The sequence below is a fragment of the Specibacter sp. RAF43 genome, assembly GCF_052114065.1.
Classification (GTDB): domain Bacteria; phylum Actinomycetota; class Actinomycetes; order Actinomycetales; family Micrococcaceae; genus Specibacter.
This window is the reverse complement of sequence record NZ_JBFREA010000018.1, coordinates 43,840-66,488: the sequence shown is the minus strand read 5'-3', so window position 1 is coordinate 66,488 and position 22,649 is coordinate 43,840. Positions and strand designations below refer to the sequence as shown.

The window sequence follows — 22,649 nt, the reverse complement described above, 5'->3', positions numbered from 1 at the left end:
GCCCCCGGCCGCGGCAACGACCGTCCCGGCGGAGCAGGGCGCGGCCGTCCGGGCGCACCCGGCACGACGCCCGGCGGCACTCCCGGCGGTGCTCCCGCCGGCGGTGGCTTTGGCAAGGGCGGCCGCGGTCGCGGCGGCACCCAAGGCGCTTTCGGCAAGGGAGGCGCCGGTCGCGGCAAGCAGCGCAAGTCGAAGCGGGCGAAGCGGCAGGAACTCGAGCAGATGAGCGCCCCGTCGCTGGGCGGCGTGAGCGTGCCCCGCGGCGACGGCAGCACCGTTGTTCGATTGCGCCGCGGATCCTCCATCACCGACTTCGCCGACAAGATCGAGGCCAACCCGGCCGCACTGGTCACCGTGCTCTTCCACCTCGGCGAGATGGCCACGGCCACCCAGTCCCTGGACGAGGACACGTTTGCCCTGCTGGGTGCCGAACTCGGCTACAAGGTGCTGGTTGTTTCCCCCGAGGACGAAGAGCGCGAGCTGCTGAGCAGCTTCGACATCGACTTTGAAGCCGAGCTGGAAGCCGAAGGCGACGAGGACCTTGAGGTGCGTCCCCCTGTGGTCACCGTCATGGGCCACGTCGACCACGGCAAGACCCGCCTGCTTGACGCCATCCGCAAGTCGGACGTCGTCGCCGATGAGCACGGTGGCATCACCCAGCACATCGGTGCCTACCAGATCGTGCACGAGCACGAAGGCGACGAACGCCGGATCACCTTTATTGACACCCCCGGCCACGAGGCGTTTACCGCCATGCGTGCCCGTGGCGCCAAGGTCACCGACATCGCCATCCTGGTGGTCGCCGCCGATGACGGCGTGATGCCCCAGACCATTGAGGCGCTCAACCACGCCCAAGCGGCCAACGTGCCGATCGTGGTGGCGGTGAACAAGATCGACAAGGACTCGGCGAACCCGGAGAAGATCCGCGGCCAGCTGACCGAGTACGGCCTGGTTCCCGAGGAATACGGTGGCGACACCATGTTCGTGGACGTCTCCGCCCGCAACAACATCAACATCGAGGAACTCCTCGAGGCGGTGTTGCTCACGGCCGACGCGGCCCTGGACATGCGCGCCAACCCGAACAAGGATGCCCGCGGTATCGCCATCGAAGCGAACCTGGACAAGGGCCGCGGTTCCGTGGCCACCGTCCTGGTCCAGTCCGGTACCTTGCACGTGGGGGACATCATCGTTGCCGGCACCGCGCACGGACGTGTCCGTGCCATGTTCGACGAGAATGGCGACGTCATCTCCGAGGCCGGCCCGTCGCGTCCGGTCCAGGTCCTGGGGCTCTCCAACGTCCCCCGGGCAGGCGACACGTTCTTCGTCACCGGGGACGAGCGCACGGCCCGCCAGATCGCCGAAAAGCGTGAGGCAGCCGACCGCAACGCCGCCCTGGCCAAGCGCCGCAAGCGCATCAGCCTCGAGGACTTCGACCAGGCAGTCGCCGAAGGCAAGGTTGCAAACCTCAACCTCATCCTGAAGGGTGACGTCTCCGGTGCCGTTGAGGCCCTGGAGGATTCGCTGCTGAAGATCGACGTCGGCGATAGCGTGCAGCTGCGCGTCATCCACCGCGGCGTGGGTGCCATCACCCAGAACGACGTCAACCTGGCCACGGTGGACAACGCCATCATCATCGGCTTCAACGTCAAGCCGGCCGAGCGCGTTGCCGAACTGGCGGACCGTGAGGGCGTTGACATGCGCTTCTACTCGGTCATCTACGGCGCCATCGATGACATTGAGCTGGCCCTGAAGGGCATGCTCAAGCCCGAATACGAGGAAGTCCAGCTGGGTACCGCGGAAATCCGCGAGGTATTCCGTTCCTCGAAGTTCGGCAACATCGCCGGCTCGATCGTCCGCTCCGGCATCATCCGCCGCAACACGAAGGCACGCGTGCTTCGTGGCGGCAAGGTCATTGGCGACAACCTGACCGTCGACTCGCTCAAGCGCTTCAAGGATGACGCCACCGAAGTCCGCACCGACTTCGAATGTGGCATCGGCCTGGGGTCGTTCAACGACCTGCAGACCGAGGACATCATCGAGACGTTCGAGATGCGCGAGAAGCCGCGCGTCTAATCCGTCAATGCCGGCTGGGCGTCCGTGAGGGCGCCCAGCCGGCTTTGCCTGCCCCCAAAGGAAGATCACCATGGCAGATTCAGCCCGCGCCGCCAAACTGGCCCAGCGCATCAAAGTTGTGGTGGCCGAGGGTCTTCGCAAGCGAGTCAAGGACCCGCGCGTCGAAGGCATCACGGTCACCGACGCCCGCGTCACCAACGACCTCCAGCACGCCACCATCTACTACACGGTCTTTGGCGACGAGACCGCCGCCACCGACGCCCGGACCGGCCTGGAGCGCGCCAAGGGCGTCCTTCGCGCGGAGGTGGGCAAGAACATCACCGTCCGCCTGACCCCCACGCTGGAATTTGTTGCGGATGAAATCCCCGTCAACGCCAGCAACCTCGAGGCGCTGCTGCGGGTGGCCAAGGAACGCGACGCCAAGCTGGCCGAGCAGTCCGCGGGTGCCGAGTTCGCCGGCGAGGCCGACCCCTACAAGAAGCCCGACGACGCCGACGACGCCTAGCTGCACTGCCCGCCCGGGCACGACGACGGGACGCCACCTTCCACCGGAAGGTCGCGTCCCGTCGTCGTTGCCGGGCAGGCTGCCCGTGGCGCCCGGCCGGGGCGGATATACTTCAAAGCGTGCTTTCTGGACTGGTAATCGTTGACAAACCGCAGGGATGGACCAGCCATGATGTGGTTGGCCGGATGCGAAGGCTTGCGGGGACCCGAAAAGTGGGGCACGCCGGCACGCTGGACCCCATGGCCACGGGCGTCTTGGTGGTCGGCATCAACAAGGCCACCCGGCTGCTGACCTACATCGTGGGCACCTCGAAAACGTACAGCGCCACCATCCGCCTCGGCGCATCCACCGTCACCGACGACGCCGAAGGTGAGATCACCCACACGGCCTCGGCGGCGGCGGTCACCGAGGACGCCGTCCGGGCCGGCGTTGCGGCGCTCACCGGCCCCATCAGCCAGGTCCCCAGCAGCGTCAGCGCCATCAAGGTCAACGGCGAACGCGCCTATGCCCGGGTGCGGGCCGGGGAGGACGTCACGCTGGCCGCCCGGCCGGTGACCATCCACGCCTTTGACATTGCGGGGATCCGCCGCGGCACCCTGGCGCAGGAGCCCGCCGTGGCCTACCTCGACGTCGATGTGAGCGTTACCTGTTCCTCCGGCACCTACATCCGGGCCCTGGCCCGCGACCTCGGTGCCGGGCTCGGGGTCGGCGGGCACCTGACGGCGCTGCGGCGCACCAGTGTGGGCCCGTACCACCTGTCCCAGGCCCGCACCCTGGACGAGCTGGCCCGGGACTTTCAGGTCCTGGAGATTTCCGCCGCCGCCCGGGCGCTCATGCCCATCCGGGAGTTGAGCGCCGGGGAGGCCGTGGAGCTGTCCTTTGGCAGGCGCATCCCCGCCAGCGCCGACGGCGCCCATACCCTCCAGGAGCCGGCGGCGGCGTTTGCCCCGGACGGCACGCTCGTGGCGCTGCTGGCCGATGCCGGCAAGTATGCCAAGCCGGTGCTCGTGTTCCCGCCCGACGCCGCGCCCGCGGCCGCCTCCGCCCCCGCCCCCGCGGCCGCCGCCATCTCCGAGAAGGAGCCGCGCCCGTGACCGTTGACGGCTGGCTGATCGCCGGCATCGTGGTCGGCCTGCTGTCCACCATCATCTGCTGGACCGCGGCCGTCCTGAAAAAGAAGCCCAATGACATCACGATCCTGGCCCTGGCCGGGGTCGAACTCCTGATCCTGGTGTACGCCGCGGCGTCCCTGGTGCGCCTGGCCGCCGGGGCGTCCCTGGCCGGGGAGGCATGGGAGTTTTGGGGGTACATCCTCACGGCCGCCGCCCTGCCCATCGCCGGGTTCTACTGGGCCATGATGGAACGAACCTTTTGGTCCAACTACGTCATGGGCGCCGTCGGGGTGACCGTGGTGGTCATGATGGCCCGGATGGCACAAATTTGGTACGGCACCGGCATACCGGTGCACAGCCTGCAACAGGGAATTGGACAATGAAGAACACTGAATCATCCGCCGCCGTCAAGCCCGGGCGAACGTCAGGGGCCGGCCGGCTCCTGATCGCCGTCTACGGCGTCTTCGCGATCTCCGCCAGCGCCCGCGCGGGCTACCAGATTGCCACGCACTTCAACGACGCCCCCGTGGCCTACCTGCTCTCCGCCTTCGCCGCGGTGGTCTACATCGTCGCCACCATCTCCCTGGCCAAGCCCGGCCACACGGGGGCCGTTGTCGCCACGACCGCCATCTGCATCGAATTGCTGGGCGTCCTGGTGGTCGGGTCCCTGAGCCTGTTCGACCCCGCCGCGTTCCCGCACGCCACCGTGTGGAGCATGTTCGGCCGGGGATATGGGTTTGTCCCGCTCATCCTGCCCGTCATCGGCCTGTGGTGGCTCTACCGCCACCGCCAGGCGGCAGGGGAGTGAGCCACACCCCGCTGATGACGGCCCCGCCGTGCCTGTTCGACGGCGTCACCACCCTGCGCGCGTTCACCGCCGACGACGCCGCAGCCTACGCGGCCATCCACCGCGACCCCCACAATGTCACGTGGACCGGCTCCGAGGCCGACATGACGGCCGCCCGAGCCGCCGAGCTGATCGAGACGGACGTCGCCAACGGCTGGGCGTCCGGCACCTCACTGCGGTTTGCCATTGCCGAGGCGCGCGACGGCCGGCACGCCGTCATTGGCACAATCAGCCTGCATGACGTTTTCCACGCCGCCGGCGGCGGTGGCTCGGCGGCGGTCGGCATCAAGATGCACGCCGACGGGCGCGGACACGGCAGCGCGCTGCGGGCCGTGGAGCTGGTGTGCGGGTACGCGTTTGGCACCCTGGGCCTGGACGTGCTGCACTGGAGGGCCACGGTGGGCAACGAGGCCAGCCGGAAGCTGGCCGAACGCTCGGGTTTCACGCTGGCCGCCGAGGTGCCCGGATTCGGCCACGTGGACGGCCGTCTCGCCGACGGCTGGCTGTTCAGCCTGTCGGCACGGCAGTGGCACGCCCGCCGTGACGGCGCCCCGGCCGCGCCTGCCGCCGCACCGGACCCCGCCGCCGCACTGAAACTCGACGTCGTCGTGCCCCGCCTCACCGACGGCACCGTGGTGYTGCGCGCGCTGCGGGACGCCGACGCAGCCCAGCTGGTGTGCAACTGCACCGACCCGGCGGCCGTCCGTTGGACCACCGTCCCGCTGGGCTACACGCCCGAGGACGCCCGCGCCTTCATTCACGAGATCACCGCCGCCGGCTGGCGCAGCGGCAAGGTCCTCACCTTCGCGGTGGCCGACGCCGGCACCGACCGGCTCCTGGGCACGGTGGACCTGCAATGCTCTCATCCGGGCGCGGCCGCGATCGGGATCCTGTTCGGCCCGCACGCCCGGGGCACGGGGGCCGCCGAACGGGCCGTCCGCCTCCTGAGCGAGTACGCGTTCGCGCAACTGAACCTCAGCTTCCTGCACTGGACGGCGATCGTGCCCAATTGGGGCAGCCGGAAGCTCGCCTGGAAGCTGGGTTTCACGCTGGAAGGGCAGATCCGCGGCGGCTACAACGACCGCGGCACGCCCGCGGACCGCTGGATCCTGACCCTCGCCGCCGGGGACGGGATGTCCCCGCGGGAACCATGGGACGGACCGGCGCCGGCCAGCAGGTAATCTTAGAAGAGTTTTCGCGGCACCGGCGCACCCTGCCGACGGCGCAACAGAAGAACAGGCAACAAAAGACGAGGTAAGCGGTGCAGATTTGGAACTCCCTGGATCAAGTTCCCCCGGAATTTGGTCCGTGCGTGGTCACCCTGGGCAACTTTGATGGCTTGCACCTCGGGCACCAGGAGGTGCTCGGCCACGTCCGCACCGAGGCGCTGGCCCGCAACGCCCTGGCCGTCGCCCTGACCTTTGATCCGCACCCGGCCCTGGTGCACCGGCCCGACTCGGCCCCCGAGCAAATCATGGGCCTCTCCGACAAGCTCGCGGCCATGGCCGAGCTCGGGCTCGACGGCGTGCTGGTGGTGCCGTACACGCTCGAATTCGCCCAGCAAACCGGCGAAGAGTTTGTCCGCAACGTCTTTGTCGAGACCTTGGGCGCCTGCGCCGTCGTGGTGGGTCATGACGTCCGCTTCGGCAAGGACAATTCGGGTGACCTGGCCACCATGGTGCGCCTGGGCGCCCAGCTCGGGTTCGACGTCGTGGTGGTCGACGACGAGGGCCACGACCGGCGCTGGTCCTCCACCTGGGTGCGGGAGGCGCTGGCGGGCGGCGACGTCGAAACCGCCGCGCAGGTGCTGGGCCGGTGGCACCGGATGAGCGGGAAAGTGGTGCACGGGGCGGCCCGCGGACGCGACCTGGGATTCCCGACCGCGAACCTCTCGCCCGATGCCTGCGGCATCATCCCGGCGGACGGCATCTATGCCGGCTGGCTGACGGACGAACACGACCACCGCTGGCCGGCCGCCATTTCCGTCGGCTCCAACCCCACCTTCGAGGGCGTCAGCCGGCAGGTGGAAGCGTTCGTCATTGGCCGCCCCGAGGAGCCGGTGGAGGCCTTCGACCTCTACGGCCAACACGTGATGGTCGAGTTCGCCAAGCGGCTGCGCGGCATGGTCGCCTACACCGGAGCCGCGGCCCTGATCGAGCAGATGCACCGGGACGTTGCCGACAGCCGCGCCTTTCTCGGGTGAGGGACCCGGTCGCCGGCCACCCGCTTCGACATATTCACGTCTTCTCACGTAAACTAAAGAATTGAGTCCGGCTGCAGTCCGTGGTGGCTGGATTCCGTCGTGTTGGGCGGGAAAATTACCCGTCGGCTTGGCGACACCACGTTCACGGCACAACTCAAGGAGTTACTTGTGGCATTGGAAGCCGCTGTAAAGCAAGAAATCATGCAGGCGTTCGCAACCAGCGAAGGTGACACTGGTTCGCCTGAGGTTCAGATCGCGATGCTCTCACGACGCATCTCCGACCTGACCGAGCACCTGAAGATGCACAAGCACGATCACCACACCCGCCGCGGCCTCATGGGCCTGGTTGGGCGTCGTCGTCGACTGCTCGGCTACCTGAAGGACACCGACATCACGCGCTACCGTACGCTCATCGAGCGCCTCGGCCTGCGCCGCTAGCACGACCGCGGGGCGGTCTCTCCTTGCAAGGATTTCGGGGAGGCCGCCTTTCGCAGTGCTGACCGCATCCGCGGCCGGCACGCACCTTGACAAGGGAACCCCTTTCGACCATCGCGCATTCGCGGTCCTCGGTAGTGGTCTCCGGGAACGGCCCCAGCGGCCGCACGCCCGTGGACCTCGATCGAAGACCGGGTGTCGTACAGGGCTTCACGGCCACAATCGCATGAAGCGCCTGTGATGATGGCGGATGGTTCCTGCGCAGGGGTTTGGAACACCTACAAGGAAATGGAGGTGACTCTCTCATGGAGGGTCCCGAGATTCAGTACGCAGAGGCCGTCATTGACAACGGCCGTTATGGCAAGCGCGTCATACGCTTTGAAACCGGCCGCCTTGCCCAGCAGGCAGCGGGCGCCGCGATGGTTTACATCGACGAAGACACCGTCATGCTCTCCGCCACCACCGCGGGCAAGCACCCCCGTGAGGGTTTTGACTTCTTCCCGCTCACGGTTGACGTCGAAGAGCGCATGTATGCCGCCGGCCGCATTCCGGGCAGCTTCTTCCGCCGCGAAGGCCGCCCGTCCACCGACGCCATCCTGGCTTGCCGCCTGATGGACCGCCCGCTGCGCCCCGCCTTCAAGAAGGGCCTGCGCAACGAGGTACAGATCGTCGTGACCGTTCTGGCGATCAACCCGGATGTTCTGTACGACGTCGTCGCCATCAACGCATCCTCGATGTCCACCCAGCTCTCCGGGCTGCCGTTCTCCGGCCCGATCGGCGGCGTCCGCGTGGCGCTGGTCGACGACGGCAACGGCGCCCAGTGGGTTGCCTTCCCGAAGCACTCCGAGCTGCAAAATGCCGTGTTCAACATGGTGGTTGCCGGCCGTGTCGCCGGTGATGACGTGGCCATCATGATGGTCGAGGCCGAGGCCACCGACAATTCCTGGAACCTCATCAAGGAGCAGGGCCACCAGGCCCCCACCGAAGAGGTTGTGGCCGAGGGCCTGGAGGCGGCGAAGCCGTTCATCAAGGCCCTGTGCGAGGCACAGGCCGACCTGGCCGCCCGCGCCGCCAAGCCGACCGTTGAATTCCCCGTGTTCCTGGATTACGAGGACGACGCCTACGAGGCCGTCAAGGCCGCCGCCGCGCTCAAGCTGGCCGAGGTCTTCGCCATTGCCGACAAGCAGGACCGCGACACCGCCTCGGACGCCCTGAAGGACGAGACCGTGGCGGCCCTGGCCGGCGACTTCGAGGGCCGTGAGAAGGAACTCTCCGCAGCCTTCCGCGCCGTCACCAAGCACGTTGTCCGCCAGCGCATCCTCACCGAGCAGATCCGCATCGACGGCCGCGGCCTGACGGACATCCGCCAGCTCACCGCCGAGGTTGAGGTCCTGCCGCGCGTGCACGGTTCGGCCGTCTTCGAACGCGGCGAGACCCAGATCCTGGGCGTGACCACGTTGAACATGCTCAAGATGGAACAGCAGATCGACTCGTTGTCGCCGGTGACGCGCAAGCGCTACATGCACAACTACAACTTCCCGCCGTACTCCACCGGTGAGACCGGCCGCGTGGGTTCGCCCAAGCGCCGCGAAATCGGCCACGGGGCCCTGGCCGAGCGGGCCATCGTTCCGGTGCTGCCCTCGCGTGAGGAGTTCCCCTACGCCATCCGCCAGGTCTCCGAGGCGCTGAGCTCCAACGGCTCAACGTCCATGGGTTCGGTGTGTGCCTCGACCCTGTCGCTGCTCAACGCCGGCGTCCCGCTGAAGGCACCCGTTGCCGGCATCGCCATGGGCCTGGTCTCCGACCAGGTGGACGGGCAGACCCGCTACGCGGCGCTGACCGACATCCTCGGCGCCGAAGACGCCTTCGGCGACATGGACTTCAAGGTTGCCGGCACGTCCGAGTTCGTCACGGCCATCCAGCTGGACACGAAGCTTGACGGCATCCCGGCCTCCGTCTTGGCGGCCGCCCTGAAGCAGGCTCGCGAAGCCCGCCTGCACATCCTGGGCGTCCTGAACGCGGCCATCGACGTCCCGGATGAACTTTCCGAGTTCGCCCCCCGGGTCATCGCGGTCAAGATCCCGGTTGACAAGATCGGCGAGGTCATTGGCCCGAAGGGCAAGATGATCAACCAGATCCAGGAGGACACCGGCGCGGACATCTCCATTGAAGATGACGGCACCGTGTACATCGGCGCGACGAACGGCCCGTCCGCGGATGCCGCCCGTTCGGCGATCAACGCCATCGCGAACCCGATGGTGCCCGAAATTGGTGAGCGCTACCTGGGCACGGTCGTGAAGACCACCACGTTTGGCGCGTTCATTTCGCTCACGCCCGGCAAGGACGGCCTGCTGCACATCTCCGAGCTGCGCAAGCTCTCCGGTGGCAAGCGCGTGGACAACGTCGATGACGTTGTCTCGGTCGGCCAGAAGATCCAGGTGGAAATCACCAAGGTCGACGACCGCGGAAAGCTGTCCCTCTCACCCGTTGTGGCCGAGGACGACACTGCCGAGGAAGTCTCTGCCGGAAGCGTTGCAGAGTAGTTCATGGCAATTACCCTTTTGCCGCTCAACAGCGCTGCCGACGGCGTGGCCGACGCCACCTCGTCACTGATCTCGGGCAAGGCCGGCGGTGCCATGGTGCGCCGCTCCGTCCTGCCCGGGGGAGTGCGGGTCCTGACGGAGTCCATGCCGGGGCAGCGCAGTGCGACAATCGGGTTTTGGGTCGGTGTTGGCTCTCGGGATGAATCCGAGGGCCAACACGGCTCGACCCATTTCCTTGAACACCTGCTGTTCAAGGGCACGCTTCGCCGGACCGCGCTGGAAATTGCGCAGGCCTTCGACGAGGTGGGCGGCGAGTCCAATGCGGCCACCGCCAAGGAAAGCACCTGCTATTACGCCCGGGTGCTCGACACCGACCTTCCCATGGCCATCGACGTCATCGCCGACATGCTCACCTCCGCCGTGCTCGACCCGGCCGAACTGGAGCAGGAACGCGACGTCATTTTGGAAGAAATCGCCATGGACAGCGACGACCCCACCGACGTCGCGCATGAAAAGTTTGTGGCCGCCGTCTTGGGCGGACACCCCCTGGGCCGCCCCATCGGCGGCACCCCGGAGGCCATCAAGGCCGTCCCGCGCGATGCCGTCTGGGATCACTACCAAAACCACTACCGCCCGAACACGCTGGTCATCACCGCCGCGGGCGGCCTGGACCACGACGCCGTCTGCGCCCACGTCTTGCGCGCCCTGCGGACCGCCGGCTGGTCCCTGGACGACGGCGTCGCCCCCGCCGCGCGCCGCAGCCCGGTCCCCTCACCCATCACCGGCACCGCCGGGCTGCACGTCCACCACCGCCAGGTGGAACAGGCTAACATCATCCTGGGCTGCCCGTCGCTGGTGGCCACCGACAGCCGCCGGTACGTGATGAGCGTATTGAACGCCGTCCTGGGCGGCGGCATGTCCTCGCGCCTGTTCCAGGAGATCCGCGAAAAGCGCGGCCTGGTCTACTCCACCTACTCCTTCGCCTCCTCCTACGCCGACGCCGGCTACTTTGGCATGTATGCCGGCTGCTCGCCGCAAAAGGTCGGCCAGGTGATTGGCCTGTTGACGGCCGAGCTGGAGAAGCTCGCCGCGCACGGGATCACCGACGACGAACTGGCGAAAGCGCTGGGCCAGATGTCCGGGGGCATCGTGCTGGCGCTGGAGGACACGGGCTCGCGCATGTCCCGGCTGGGCCGGGCCGAGCTGGTGGCCGGCGAATTCCTGGACATCGATGAAACACTGGGCCGGATCCGTGCCGTCACCACCGCCCAGGTGCAGGAGCTGGCCGGCCAGCTGGCCGCGGCCCCGCGCACCATCACCGTGGTGGGACCCTTTGAGGAAACCGAAACCTTCGGGCTCTGATGCGGCACCCACCCCCGGGTGACGTTCCTTATGCGCTAAACCCGCGCCAAGTCTTGCGGCCGTTGGTCACTGGCGCAGTACTCGCGGTGGGTCTGGCGCATAAGGGAACAAGAGTTCCTCTATGCGCGGGACTCGCCGGCCAATCGTGCGCATGATGCCGGTATCGGCATAGTTTCCCGTCAGCATCGCACGGAACTGGCGCCGGCGCAGGGTGGCCGTGACGTTGTCCTAGGCGCGGAACGCCTGCTCCACAATGCGCGTCCGGGGACCACCGGCGAGGGCAGGTGAGGCCGACGGCGTCGACCACACCTGCGCCCGGAGCCGGTCAAGAAAGTCCTGGGCTTCCGCGGCGGTGGCAAAGTCCAGATCCAGCACCACATAGTGCTTGTCGTCAACGGGACGCGACACACGCTCGGCCACAACACCGGAGGCGGTTCGCCCCAGCGGATCGGCATCGTAGGCGCCCCTCCACATGGCAAAGTCCTTGATGCCGTGTTCTATCTGCAAGGTAAACATCACATGGTCCTTCCGCTGGTTCCGATTCCCTGACTGTAGGCGGACCGGCCGCCCCGTGAAATCCCAGATATCTGGGACCGGGAACCCCTTGACGGCATGTGCCACGGGGCATACTTGACCCATGACCGGCAACTGGATGGTCAGCCGCAGCCTGGAGCGTGTGCGGGCCTTGGCCGAGGAACGCCTGGACAGCCACGGGTACCGGGCGGCGGTACGCCAGGAGCTGCGTGCGGTGGTGGCCCATGACGCGTGGGTCTGGCCGCTGACCGACCCACGGTCCGGCGTGGGCATCGCACCCATGGCGGAAGTGCCCTGCCCGGCGGAACTGCCGCTGTTGATTACGCTCAAGTACCGCACGCGGGTCAACCGGTGGACCGGATTGCCCACGAACCCCGCCGTTGCCGCGTCCCTGCGGGACGCCACCGGTGGCGAACCGGCCCGCAGCGAGCTGTGGGCCGAATTGCTGTGCCGGTATGGGATAGTCGACGTCCTCTCGGTGGCCTTCGCCGACCGGCTGGGATTCTGGGGGTGGCTTGATTTGTGGCGCGGGCCCGGGGAGGGCGAATTCTCCCCCGCTGAGCTGCGCTACATATCGTCGCTGGCCGGCGTGGTCACCGCCGGCCTGAGGGCTTGTTCCGCCCGCGAGTTCCAGGTCGACGGCACGCCCCGGTCCGGCGGAAACGGCGGGGGCCACCAGCAGGCCGTGCTGGTCCTGGCCGACGATTTGTCCATTGTCAGCCAAACGGAATCCGCCCGCCCCTGGCTTGAGCTGCTGCAGCGGGGGCCGCGGCCCCACCAGGGGATCCCGGCCGAGGTGCTGAACGTGGCGGCGCAATTGCTCGCCACGGAAGCGGGCGTCGACGCGCGTCCGGCCACGTCCCGCGTGCACGTGGGCCACGGCGTGTGGGCCCGCCTCGCCGCTGCCAGGATGAAACCGCCGCTCGAAGGTGGGGCGGCGCCCATCGCCGTGACCATCCAGGACTGCCTCGTGGCGGAGCGGATCGACGTGTTCGAGCGGAGTCTGGCGTTGAGCCCGCGTGAATGCCAGTTGCTGGAGTTCTCGGCCGCCGGACTGGACACGGCGGCCCTGGCCCGGCGGCAGGCCATCAGCCGCTACACCGTGCAGGATGAATTCAAGACAATCTTCGCCAAATGCAATGTCCAGAGCAGGGGCGCGCTGCTGGCCATGGCGTTGGGTCCGCTGACCCCTTCCGGGGGCTGAGCCTGGTCCCGACCGCCGCGCCGCCGGGGCCTACCCGCCGGCGAACGGGGGGAGCACGTCCACGACGTCGCCGGGTTTCAGGGCCACGGTCAGATCCCGCGCGGCCACCTCGTTGAGCAGGTAGCTGCACCGGGTCAGCAGCTCGGACAAGGGCGGCGTGCTCGCCGAGGCGGAGACCGGGAAGGTTTCTTCCAGGAGGACGGAGAGGTCGGCCAGCGTGAACGGCCCGGACCGGGTCACGTCCTGGAGGTCCACCTGCTGCTCCTCGACCCCGGTGGCGGCCGCGGCGGCGGCAAAGAATCGTACGTTCATCTCATCCTCCAATGGCGCTCATGCTGCGGTCGGGCTGGACAAAGTCGGCGTCGCCCAAGCCGGGGTGTCCCATGCCGTGGGCCCGCGGCTTCGCCCACATGGCGTCCCGCCAGCGGTCGGCGACGGCGTCGTCGTCGGCCGGTGTCGTCCCCGCACGCAGCAGGTCCAGCAGGTCGACTTCGGTGCGGGAGAACAGGCAGCTCATGACCTGGCCCTCGGCCGTGATCCGGGTACGGCGGCAGTCCGCGCAAAAAGGTTCGGTGACGGAGGCGATGATGCCCACGGTGCCCAGGAGTGCCCTCGAGCCCCTGTGACGTACCTCGAAGCGTTCGGCCGGAGCGCCGTCCCGGGCGCGGGGGTCGGGGGCCAGGTCAAAATCCGCGGCCAGCAGGCTTCGGGTCTCCGCCGCCGTGATCATCCCCTCGCGCGTCCACCCGTGGTCGGCATCCAGGGGCATCTGCTCGATGAAGCGGAGCTCGTAGCCGCCGGCCAGGCACCACGCCAGGAGCTCGGCCGCATGGCCGTCGTTGATGCCGCGCATGAGCACGGCGTTGACCTTGATGGGCCCGAGCCCCGCGCGCGCGGCGGCCTCGATGCCGGCGAGCACCTGGTCCAGGAACGGGCGCCGGGTCAGCTGCACGAACGCATCGTGGCGCAGTGTGTCCATGGATACGTTCAACCGCGTCAGCCCGGCGTCGGCCAGCGCCTGCGCCTTCCGCGCCAGGCCCACTCCGTTGGTGGTCAGCGAGATCGGCAGCGACGGGTGGTTGCGGCGCAGCACGGCGATGATGTCCACCAGGTCGGCCCGCACGAGCGGTTCGCCGCCGGTGAGCCGCAGCTCGCGCACGCCCAGCCGGTCCACGCCGATGCCCACCAGCCGGGCAATTTCGGCGGCCGTGAGTAATTTGTCCTTCGCGAGCCACTGCAGCCCCTCCGCCGGCATGCAATAGTGGCAGCGCAGATTGCACTTGTCCGTCAGGGAGAGCCGCATGTCCGTGGCGACCCGGCCAAATTGGTCCGTCAGGCCCGCGCCGGTGCCGGCCGGACGCGCCGCCGCCGGGGGCGGGCCGGCCAGCACGGCCGGAAGGCCGAGGGGGACGCGATCCGTTTGCATGGCACCACGCTACGCCATCCGCCCCTTTTAAGGGCGCCGGTGCTTTGTCCCGGGCGTGAAACTAGACTTGTGACGACGGGGCCAGCCAGGAAAGGATGCCATGGCGCAGCGTGGAGGATGGATCGCGGCCGGCCTGGTGTGCGTGGGCGTGGGTGTGGCCGCCGGCGAATTGGTCGCCGCGGTCACCAGCCCCACGGTCTCGCCCGTCTCCGCGGTTGGCCAGAGCGTCATCGACGGCATGCCGAGCGGGGTCAAGGACTGGGCCATCGGCCTGTTTGGCACGGGCGACAAATCCGTCTTTCTGGCCTCGATGATCCTCGTGATCGCCCTCCTCGCCGCCACCGTGGGGGTGCTGGAAGGCCGCAGGCGCGGATTCGGACTGGCGGGCATTGGCGTGTTCGGCGTGCTGGGGATCGCCGCCGTCGCCACGCGGGCCGGCGTCACGTCGATGGCGTTCCTTGCCCCAGTGGTCGCCGCCGCCGTGGCCGGCATGCTGCTTGCATGGGTGGGCCGGCGCTTTCTTCGTCCCGCCGCGGCGACCCTCCACCAGCCGACCCTCGACGGGCCGACGCGCCGCTCCTTCGTCCGGACCATGGGCGTCGGCGCCGGGGTGGCGGTTGTCGCCGCCGGTGCGTCGGTGCTGATCCGCCGGGCCGCCGTCGTCGTGGTGGACCTGCGCGCCCGGGTGCGGCTGCCGAGCCCCGCGATCGCGGCGCCGCCGGTCCCGGCCGGAGCCGTGCTGGGGGTTCCGGGGGTGACCGAGCTGATCACCCCGGCTGATGCGTTCTACCGGATCGACACCGCCCTGGTGGTGCCGGCGGTGAATTCCGGCACGTGGCAATTGCGGGTGACTGGACGGGTGGACCGCGAGGTGACGCTGGATTTTGCCCAACTGCTGGCCAAGCCGATGGTGGAAAAATACGTCACGATCGGCTGCGTCTCCAACGAGGTGGGCGGGGACCTGGTCGGGAACGCCCGCTGGCTGGGCTGGCCGGTGCGTGAGCTCCTGGCCCTGGCCGGGGTGCAGCCCGGGGCGGACATGGTGCTCTCACGCAGCACCGACGGGTTCACCGCCGGCACGCCGCTGGCGGCGCTCACCGATGCCCGGGAGGCAATCATCGCCGTGGGCATGAACGGGGGACCGCTGCCGCTCGAGCACGGCTATCCGGCCCGCCTGATTGTGCCAGGCCTCTACGGGTATGTTTCGGCCACCAAATGGTTGGCGGAGCTCAAGGTCACCACCTTCGCGGCCGACCAGGGCTACTGGTCGCCGCGGGGCTGGAGCGCGCTGGGTCCCATCAAGACGGCGTCGCGCATCGATGTGCCCCGGCGCGGGGACACGCCCGGGGCCGGCACGATCATGGCCGGCGGGGTCGCCTGGGCGCCGGAACGCGGCATATCGGGCGTGCAGGTCCAGCTCGATGACGGGCCCTGGCAGGACGCCGTGCTGGCCGCGGCACTGAACAAGGACACGTGGGTGCAATGGAAAGCGCCCCTGGCGGTGGCCGCCGGCCGGCACGTCCTGGCGGTCCGGGCCATTGACGGGGCCGGGGCTGTGCAGACGTCCGTGCCGGCGCCGCCGGCACCCGATGGTGCCACGGGCCATCACACGGTGGAGTTCACGGTCGGCTAGCCTGACGCGCCGGCCCGCGCCGGCGCCCTCGCGCCCGTTGCGCGGCGGCTCACATAGGATTGGTGACAAATAGCACCACGGGCCGGTTGTGGAGGGGAATCTGATGCGCAGAACAGTCGAGGAGCACCGGCGGGCCGTGCACGATCTCCTGGCCGCGGCGTGGGCGCACCGCCCGGACGACGGCGGCGATCGCGTGCCGCTGCTGGAGGCCGTTGGGCGGGTGCTCGCCGCCGACCTGCCCGCCCCCCTGGACCTGCCGCCCTTTGCCAACTCCCAGATGGACGGTTTTGCCGTCAACGCGCCGGCCCACCACCGGCACCATCAATCGGGATCCGTTGATTCGATGAAATCAACCAGCTACCGTGCCGCCGCCACCATCCCTGCCGGCGTCGTCCCGGCAGAGTTGGCGCCGGGCGCCGCCGCCCCCATCATGACCGGGGCCATGCTGCCCAGCGGGGCCAACGCCGTCGTTCCCGTGGAGCAAGCGCAGCCGGCCGTCTTCCCCGCGCCCGGGGAATCCGTGACGCTGCCCGCCACCGTGCCGGGAACGTACGTCCGCGCCCAGGGCAGCGACCTGGCCCGGGACGCCGTGGCCATCGCCGGCGGCACGCTCCTGAACGCCGCGCACATCGGGCTGGCCTCGGCGCTGGGGCTGACCAGCGTCGTGGTGCGGGGCAGGAAACGCGTGCTGCTGATGACCACCGGGGATGAGGTGCTGCTGCCGGGCGATCCCCAGGCTGCCGGCGGACTGCCCGCCGGGAAGATTTTTGACGCCAACGCCGCCCTGCTGCGGGCCATGCTGGTCGAGGCCGGCGTCGAGGTGGTGCTGGGCCCGATCGTCCAGGACCGGCCGCGGGCGCTGCTGGAGGTGCTCGACCGGTTTGCCGGACCCAACCGCGACCGCCCCGAGGTGGATTTGATCGTCTCCACCGGCGGGATCAGCGCCGGGGCCTTTGAGGTGGTCAAACAGGCGCTGGCCGAGTTCGACGTCGACTTTGTCTCCGTGGGGCTGCAACCGGGCGGTCCGCAGGCCCTGGGCACGTACAAGGGGGTCCCGTTTATCGGGTTCCCCGGCAATCCGGTCAGCGGCGCCGTCTCCTTTGAAATGTTCCTGCGCCCCGCCCTGACCGCCCTGACCGGGGCGCCGGCACCGCGGCCCGTCGTGCTGGCAACGCTGCGGGAGGACCTGACGTCGCCGGCCGGAAAACACCAGGTGCGCCGCGGGATCTACGAGGGCCCCGGGTATGAATCCGCCGCGTCCGTGCGGGAAGTGGGCGGGCCGGCGTCGCACCTGCTGGCGGCCCTGGCCCGGGCCAATGCGCTGATCCAGATCCCGCCGGGCGTCACGGACTTGCAGGCCGGGTCAAAGGTGGAAGTATGGCTGTTGTGACCGATCCCCAAGCTCCCGAATTAACGCATCTGCGCCACGACGGCACGGCCCACATGGTCGATGTGTCCGCGAAGTCCGCCACCTCCCGGGAGGCCACCGCCACCGGCACCGTCCACACCACCGCGGCGGTGATGGCGCTGCTCGGCGCCGGCGACCTCCCCAAGGGGGACGCCCTCGCCGTGGCCCGGGTGGCCGGCATCATGGGCGCGAAAAAAACGCCCGAGCTGATTCCGCTGTGCCACCCGCTGCCCCTGGCCAAGGTCACGGTGGACTTTGACCTGGGCGCCGCCGAGGTCACCGTGCGGGCCACGGTGAAAACCCTTGGCGTCACCGGCGTGGAGATGGAGGCGCTGACCGCGGTCACGGTTGCCGCGCTGAGCGTCTACGACATGATCAAGGCCGTGGACAAGCACGCCGTGATCTCCGACATCCAGGTGTTGGCCAAAAGCGGCGGCAAGAGCGGCGACTGGTCCGTGGATGCAGACGGCGGCGGGACACAGAGATGAATACCTGCGAGCCCGGCACCGAACTTGGCCGGGCCGGGGTGGTCATCGCCTCCACGCGTGCGGCCCTGGGCGTCTATGACGACAAGACCGGCCCCATCATCACCGACTGGCTCGCCGAGCACGGCTTTGACGTCACCGCACCGATCGTGGTCCCGGACGGGCCTCCCGTCGGGGCGGCGCTGCGGGCGCTGCTGATGCAACATCCCGCCGTCGTGCTGACCAGCGGCGGAACGGGGCTGAGCCCCACCGACGAAACCCCCGAGATGACCCTGCCGCTGCTGGACCGCGAAATCCCCGGCATCATGGAGGCCATCCGCGCGGCGGGGCTGGCGAAAACCCCCATGGCCATGCTTAGCCGCGGGCATGCGGGCGCGGCCGGGCTGACCCTGATCGTGAACCTGCCCGGGTCACCCGCCGGCGTCATGGACGGGCTGGCCGTGCTGGACCCCATCATCAAACACCTCTGCGAGCAATTGAGCGGCCGTCATGGACACTGACTTCGATGTTGTATTTGCCCAGTTGAGCGCCGAGCCGATCACCGTCGCCGACGCCATCGCCGCCGTGGAATCGGACACGGCCGGGGCGGTGGTCAGCTTTAGCGGGGTGGTCAGGAACCACGACGGCGGCCGGCAGGTTGCGCGGCTGGCCTACAGCGCCCATCCGCTCGCCCAGAGGGTGCTGAACGGGGTGGTCGCGTCCCTGCTGGAACAGTCCGGCTCGGGCGGGCATGCGGTGAAGATCTGGGTCTCGCACCGGGTGGGGACGCTGGAGATCGGCGACCCGGCCCTGGTGTGCGCCGTCTCCGCCGCGCACCGCGGCGAGGCCTTTGAGCTGTGTTCGGCGCTGGTGGACCGGGTCAAGCACGAGGTGCCCATCTGGAAGGAGCAGTTCTTCACGGACGGCTCGGTGGAATGGGTGGGGGCCGGCGAGGTCCCGGGCAGCCATTAAGCTTGGGACCATGACTGAAAAGCTGCGGGTGGCCGTACTCGGCGCCAAGGGACGAATGGGTACGGCCGCCGTTGCGGCCCTCAACGAGGCCGCCGACCTGGACTTGGTGGCGGCCCTGGGCCGGGGAGACTCCCTGGACGCCGTGCTGGCGGCCCGCGCGGACGTGGTGGTGGACCTCACCGTCCCGGACTCCACCGAGGCGAACGTGCGCTTCGCCGTCGAACACGGCATCCACGCCGTCGTGGGCACCACCGGCTGGGATGCCGGCCGGCTCGCGGCGCTGGAATCGCTGCTGGCCCGGCATCCCCAAACCGGCGTGCTCATTGCACCCAACTTTGCCCTCGGCTCCGTGCTGGCCACCCGGTTTGCGCAGCAGGCCGCACGATATTTCGAGTCGGTGGAAATCATCGAGCTGCATCATCCCCGCAAGGTCGACGCGCCGTCGGGCACGGCGCTGCGCACCGCCGCACTGGTGGCCGCCGCCCGCGCCGCCGCCGGTGTTCCCGACGCCCCGGATGCCACCACCTCCAACCTGGACGGCGCGCGCGGCGCCTCCATCGACGGCATCCCCGTGCACAGCGTCCGCCTGGCCGGGCTGGTCGCCCACCAGGAGGTGCTGCTCGGCAGCCCGGGGGAGCAGCTGACCATCCGGCATGACTCCTTCAACCGTGAATCCTTCATGCCCGGGGTCCTGCTCGGTGTGCGGATCGTGGGCACCCGGCCCGGCCTGACCGTGGGCCTGGACGGCTACCTGGACCTTGAGGGCTGAGACCGTGACGAAAACGAAGATCTGGGTCGGGGCGATCGCCCTGCTGCTCGTGTTTTACCTGGTGATCATGCTGCAGCGGGCCGTGTTGTTGCTGGGCGACCCGGACTGGATCGCCAAGCTGCTTGGCGCCGCCTACCTGCTCATTCCCATGGTGGCCGCGTGGGCGCTGATCACCGAGGTGCTCTTCGGCGCCCGCACCGAGGCGATGGCCAAGGTGCTCGAATCCGAGGGCGGGCTGCCCGTGGACAATCTGCCCCGCACCCCCGGCGGCCGCATTGTCCGAGCCGCCGCGGACGCCGAGTTTGGCAAGTACAAGGCCGAGGCCGAGGCCGCCCCCGGCGACTGGCGCTCCTGGTTCCGTCTCTCCTGCGCCTATGACGCCGCCGGCGACCGGAAACGCGCCCGCAAGGCCATGCGCGACGCCATCGCCTTGTTCCGCACGCGCGGCTAACGCGCCCCTCGCCTCGCCCCCGCCTCGCCGAGGTAGCCGGTCCGCGCCGAGAACCGCCCAGACCGGGGCTGTGCTGTCTCACTACCTTGTTTACAGACTCTCTCATGACGTTGTTTACAGCATGTCTCAACACCCTTGTTACGGGATGTCTCAGGGCCTTGCTTACACCTGTGGCGACTTGTAGAAGCACGTCCGTGAGCTCGGTTTCGATAATTGAGGATGCCTAAGTCACTAACTCCTTCCGTGCGCCGCCAGATTGCCGAATTCGACCCCTTGTCCGCCGACGGACCCAGCGTGTCCGAGTTCTGTCAGCGGCTGGGCATCAGTCGTCCCTCCTTCTATAACATCCGCCGCCGTTTCCTTCAGGAGGGAAACAAGGCACTGAATCCACGTTCCTCGGCGCCGAAGAACCCGGTGCGGACCTTTGACCAGAACACCACCAATATCGTCTTGCGGATTCGTACCCGGCTGGAAAAAGAGGGCTGGGACAGTGGACCGAAGTCGATCTGGTTCGCCGGGATCGACACCGGCGAGTTCGGGCAGCCGGTGCCCTCGGTGGCGACCATCGCGAGGATACTGTCCGCCGCCGGGGCGGTGAAGGCAAATCCCCGCAAGCGACCGCGCACGGCGTGGCCGCGGTTCGCCCGCTCGGCGGCCATGGAGATGTGGCAGTTGGATGCCCTTGAATATCGACTGGCCGACGAGACCGGCACCAAGGTGACGATCTACCAGCTCCTCGATGATTCCACCCGCTTCGATGTCGGCACCAGGTGCTGCCCGGATCCGGAGAACGGCACTGATGCCATCGCCACGCTCCGGGCCGCATTCACCGACCACGGAGTACCCAGGGAACTCCTCAGTGACAACGGCAGGGCCTTCAACCAGGCGCGGCACGGCATCGTCTCGGGGACCGAACGGTTCCTAGCCGACCATGGTTGTCTGGGCATCAGCGGGCGCGGATACCATCCGCAGACCCAAGGGAAGAACGAACCCAGCCACCAGACCTTGCGGCGTTTCCTAGAAGCCAACGCACCGGCGAGCCTTGAGGGGCTCACCACACTGATCGCCGACTTCCGCAACTACTACAACTATCGCCGCAGGCATCAAGCCCTGCCCGGCGCAATGACGCCGGGACAGGCGTGGGAGGCGGCCGAACACCGGCCCTCGGATCGGACGCCGATCAGCCACAAGGAACTCCAGGCTCGTGCCGATTCCTACCGCGACAAGACACTCGCCCAGCGGGCCGCCGCAGCACCCGACGGGGACATCCAGGACCTCACACGGGCCACCCCTGCCGCACCGGAAACAGAACCGCGCGTGCCGACAGGAGGGCGGCTCCGGGATGCCGCCGCTGACCTGATAGTGGTCACTCGAGGAAATCCCCAGATCTACTTCCAGGGGCTCAAGATCATGATTCCCAGCAATCTGGCCGGGACCTACCAGATGATCAGCACCGAAAACGACTACAGCATGTTCGACACCACCACCGGGATCGAAAGCATATACTTCCCGTTGCCCATACGCCCTGCCGTCACCCGCCATATTTTTCCCCTCTGGCAAGTCAGCGGAGCCAGAGTCCGCGACCAGAAACCGGACTGGACGGACAAGCAACGGACCTACATGAAGAAGAACAACCCCGAGGAATCATAGCCACAGCGCCTATTCCCGGTGCCCGACGGGAATAGGACGCCGGGTGTAAACAACCTCATGAGATCGTATGTAAACAACGTCACGAGAGCGAGTGTAAACAAGGTTACGAGAGAGGTTGTAAACAACCTCATGAGAGCGTGTGTAAACAACCTAGTGCGATTAGACAGCCCAGACCGGGGCGAGTCTCGGCGCGGACCGGCTACCTCGGCGATTAGGATGAATCCATGGCGAGCAGCACACACAACCCGGCCGACGGCGTCGAACTTTCCTATGACGCGGTGGGCGAGGGCGACCCCATTTTGTTGATCCACGGCAGCGCACTGAGCCGTGCGATCTGGCGCGGCTTCGGGTACACGAAGGCGCTGCGTGAGACCCATCGGGTCATCACCATGGACCTGCGCGGGCACGGGCGCAGCGACAAGCCCGCCACCCCGGCCGCGTACGCCATGGACGTGCTGGTGGCCGACGCCCTGGCCGTCCTGGACGCCGCCGGGGCGCCCCAGGCCCACTTTGGCGGCTACTCGGTGGGCGCCCGGGTCGGCTTCTCGCTGGCCGTCGCCGCACCCGAGAGACTGCTGTCCCTGACCACCCTGGGCGGCACCTTCCGCATCCAGCCCGGCACCATCGGCGAACTGTTCTTCCCCGAGTACGACGCCGCCCTCGGCCAGGGCGGCATGCCCGCCTTCGTGGCCGGCTGGGAAGGGCGGATCGGGCAGCCGCTGGACGCCATGACCCGGGCCGCGTTCCTGGCCAACGACGCCGCCGCGCTGCGGGCCTATTTCCGTCAAACCGAACTGGACCCGGCCATTCCCGAGGCGGACATCGCCGCCATCCGCCTGCCGACGCTCCTGATGGCCGGCACCAGGGATCCCGGACGGCTGACGGACTCCCGGCGCGCCGCCGAACTGATTGCGGGCGCCCGCGTCGTGGAACTGCCCGGCCGCAACCACGGCTCCACCCTCATCCCGGCCGATCCCGTCCTCGCCGAGTGGCTGCCGTTCCTGGCCGACCTGAACTAAACTCCGGCCGGCCGAGCGCGTCCGCCCTGTGGCCTGGGT

23 protein-coding genes are annotated in these 22,649 nt (G+C 68.5%); 20 read left to right on the top strand and 3 right to left on the bottom strand.

All coding sequences use genetic code 11. The features are described from left to right. The 10 genes from infB to AB4Y80_RS11320 form a co-directional block, all read left to right on the top strand. The coding region (infB, locus tag AB4Y80_RS11365; RefSeq protein WP_442214247.1) for a translation initiation factor IF-2 at positions 1-2,073 on the top strand (2,073 nt) is incomplete at its 5' end. 70 nt (positions 2,074-2,143) lie between these two features. Beyond that, positions 2,144-2,578 (top strand): 30S ribosome-binding factor RbfA, encoded by a 435-nt coding sequence (rbfA, locus tag AB4Y80_RS11360; RefSeq protein WP_442214246.1) that lies wholly within the window; start codon positions 2,144-2,146, stop codon positions 2,576-2,578. A 119-nt stretch (positions 2,579-2,697) separates the two neighbouring features. Beyond that, positions 2,698-3,672 carry a tRNA pseudouridine(55) synthase TruB gene (gene truB / locus AB4Y80_RS11355; protein ID WP_442214245.1) on the top strand — a complete coding sequence of 325 codons (975 nt, stop codon included), beginning with the start codon at positions 2,698-2,700 and terminating at the stop codon, positions 3,670-3,672. Then, positions 3,669-4,073 (top strand): hypothetical protein, encoded by a 405-nt coding sequence (locus AB4Y80_RS11350; RefSeq protein ID WP_442214244.1) that lies wholly within the window; start codon positions 3,669-3,671, stop codon positions 4,071-4,073. The genes truB and AB4Y80_RS11350 overlap by 4 nt, the downstream gene beginning before the upstream one ends. Beyond that, a complete protein-coding gene (locus tag AB4Y80_RS11345; protein ID WP_442214243.1) occupies positions 4,070-4,498 on the top strand; it encodes a hypothetical protein in 429 nt (142 codons plus the stop codon). The genes AB4Y80_RS11350 and AB4Y80_RS11345 overlap by 4 nt, the downstream gene beginning before the upstream one ends. Continuing rightward, positions 4,495-5,718, top strand: a complete 1,224-nt coding sequence (locus AB4Y80_RS11340) for a GNAT family N-acetyltransferase (protein ID WP_442214241.1) — start codon at positions 4,495-4,497, stop codon at positions 5,716-5,718. Before AB4Y80_RS11345 ends, AB4Y80_RS11340 begins: the two co-directional genes overlap by 4 nt. Before the next feature lie 80 nt (positions 5,719-5,798). Continuing rightward, positions 5,799-6,740 (top strand): bifunctional riboflavin kinase/FAD synthetase, encoded by a 942-nt coding sequence (locus AB4Y80_RS11335; RefSeq protein ID WP_442214239.1) that lies wholly within the window; start codon positions 5,799-5,801, stop codon positions 6,738-6,740. A 168-nt stretch (positions 6,741-6,908) separates the two neighbouring features. After that, positions 6,909-7,178 carry a 30S ribosomal protein S15 gene (rpsO, locus tag AB4Y80_RS11330; RefSeq protein WP_442214252.1) on the top strand — a complete coding sequence of 90 codons (270 nt, stop codon included), beginning with the start codon at positions 6,909-6,911 and terminating at the stop codon, positions 7,176-7,178. Positions 7,179-7,480: 302 nt separating this feature from the next. Then, positions 7,481-9,718 carry a polyribonucleotide nucleotidyltransferase gene (locus AB4Y80_RS11325; RefSeq protein ID WP_442214238.1) on the top strand — a complete coding sequence of 746 codons (2,238 nt, stop codon included), beginning with the start codon at positions 7,481-7,483 and terminating at the stop codon, positions 9,716-9,718. A gap of 3 nt (positions 9,719-9,721) precedes the next feature. After that, positions 9,722-11,080: a M16 family metallopeptidase gene (locus tag AB4Y80_RS11320; RefSeq protein ID WP_442214237.1), complete on the top strand. Its 1,359-nt coding sequence runs from the start codon at positions 9,722-9,724 to the stop codon at positions 11,078-11,080. A 228-nt stretch (positions 11,081-11,308) separates the two neighbouring features. On the opposite strand, the gene AB4Y80_RS11315 is transcribed toward AB4Y80_RS11320, so the two are convergent. Beyond that, positions 11,309-11,596 (bottom strand): hypothetical protein, encoded by a 288-nt coding sequence (locus AB4Y80_RS11315; protein WP_442214236.1) that lies wholly within the window; start codon positions 11,594-11,596, stop codon positions 11,309-11,311. Positions 11,597-11,717: 121 nt separating this feature from the next. On the opposite strand from AB4Y80_RS11315, the gene AB4Y80_RS11310 reads away from it, so the two are divergent. After that, positions 11,718-12,818, top strand: coding sequence for a helix-turn-helix transcriptional regulator (locus AB4Y80_RS11310; RefSeq protein ID WP_442214235.1), 1,101 nt, complete (start codon positions 11,718-11,720; stop codon positions 12,816-12,818). Positions 12,819-12,848: 30 nt separating this feature from the next. Here the strand turns inward: AB4Y80_RS11310 and AB4Y80_RS11305 are convergent, their stop codons facing one another. Then, positions 12,849-13,130: a MoaD/ThiS family protein gene (locus AB4Y80_RS11305; protein WP_442214234.1), complete on the bottom strand. Its 282-nt coding sequence runs from the start codon at positions 13,128-13,130 to the stop codon at positions 12,849-12,851. Position 13,131: 1 nt separating this feature from the next. Continuing rightward, a complete protein-coding gene (moaA, locus tag AB4Y80_RS11300) occupies positions 13,132-14,244 on the bottom strand; it encodes a GTP 3',8-cyclase MoaA (RefSeq protein ID WP_442214233.1) in 1,113 nt (370 codons plus the stop codon). A gap of 100 nt (positions 14,245-14,344) precedes the next feature. Here moaA and AB4Y80_RS11295 point away from each other — a divergent pair, with 100 nt between their 5' ends. The 9 genes from AB4Y80_RS11295 to AB4Y80_RS11255 all read left to right on the top strand — a co-directional run bounded on the left by AB4Y80_RS11295 (position 14,345) and on the right by AB4Y80_RS11255 (position 22,610). Continuing rightward, complete coding sequence (locus AB4Y80_RS11295; RefSeq protein ID WP_442214232.1) at positions 14,345-15,877, top strand: molybdopterin-dependent oxidoreductase; 1,533 nt, start codon at positions 14,345-14,347, stop codon at positions 15,875-15,877. A gap of 103 nt (positions 15,878-15,980) precedes the next feature. Beyond that, positions 15,981-17,267 carry a molybdopterin molybdotransferase MoeA gene (locus tag AB4Y80_RS11290; protein ID WP_442214231.1) on the top strand — a complete coding sequence of 429 codons (1,287 nt, stop codon included), beginning with the start codon at positions 15,981-15,983 and terminating at the stop codon, positions 17,265-17,267. After that, positions 17,255-17,773 (top strand): cyclic pyranopterin monophosphate synthase MoaC, encoded by a 519-nt coding sequence (gene moaC, locus AB4Y80_RS11285; protein WP_442214230.1) that lies wholly within the window; start codon positions 17,255-17,257, stop codon positions 17,771-17,773. The genes AB4Y80_RS11290 and moaC overlap by 13 nt, the downstream gene beginning before the upstream one ends. Further along, a complete protein-coding gene (locus AB4Y80_RS11280; RefSeq protein WP_442214229.1) occupies positions 17,770-18,270 on the top strand; it encodes a MogA/MoaB family molybdenum cofactor biosynthesis protein in 501 nt (166 codons plus the stop codon). The genes moaC and AB4Y80_RS11280 overlap by 4 nt, the downstream gene beginning before the upstream one ends. After that, on the top strand, positions 18,260-18,721 hold the full coding sequence (locus AB4Y80_RS11275) for a molybdenum cofactor biosynthesis protein MoaE (protein ID WP_442214227.1): 462 nt from the start codon (positions 18,260-18,262) through the stop codon (positions 18,719-18,721). Before AB4Y80_RS11280 ends, AB4Y80_RS11275 begins: the two co-directional genes overlap by 11 nt. A gap of 10 nt (positions 18,722-18,731) precedes the next feature. Then, positions 18,732-19,490, top strand: coding sequence for a 4-hydroxy-tetrahydrodipicolinate reductase (gene dapB, locus AB4Y80_RS11270; protein WP_442214225.1), 759 nt, complete (start codon positions 18,732-18,734; stop codon positions 19,488-19,490). Positions 19,491-19,557: 67 nt separating this feature from the next. Further along, the gene (locus AB4Y80_RS11265) at positions 19,558-19,941 is read left to right on the top strand and encodes a hypothetical protein (protein ID WP_442214250.1); all 384 of its coding nucleotides are present in this window, start codon (positions 19,558-19,560) and stop codon (positions 19,939-19,941) included. A 219-nt stretch (positions 19,942-20,160) separates the two neighbouring features. Further along, entirely contained in the window at positions 20,161-21,591 is a 1,431-nt protein-coding gene (locus AB4Y80_RS11260; protein ID WP_442214224.1) for an integrase core domain-containing protein, read from the top strand. Positions 21,592-21,815: 224 nt separating this feature from the next. Next, positions 21,816-22,610 (top strand): alpha/beta fold hydrolase, encoded by a 795-nt coding sequence (locus AB4Y80_RS11255; protein ID WP_442214223.1) that lies wholly within the window; start codon positions 21,816-21,818, stop codon positions 22,608-22,610. Positions 22,611-22,649: the final 39 nt, after the last annotated feature.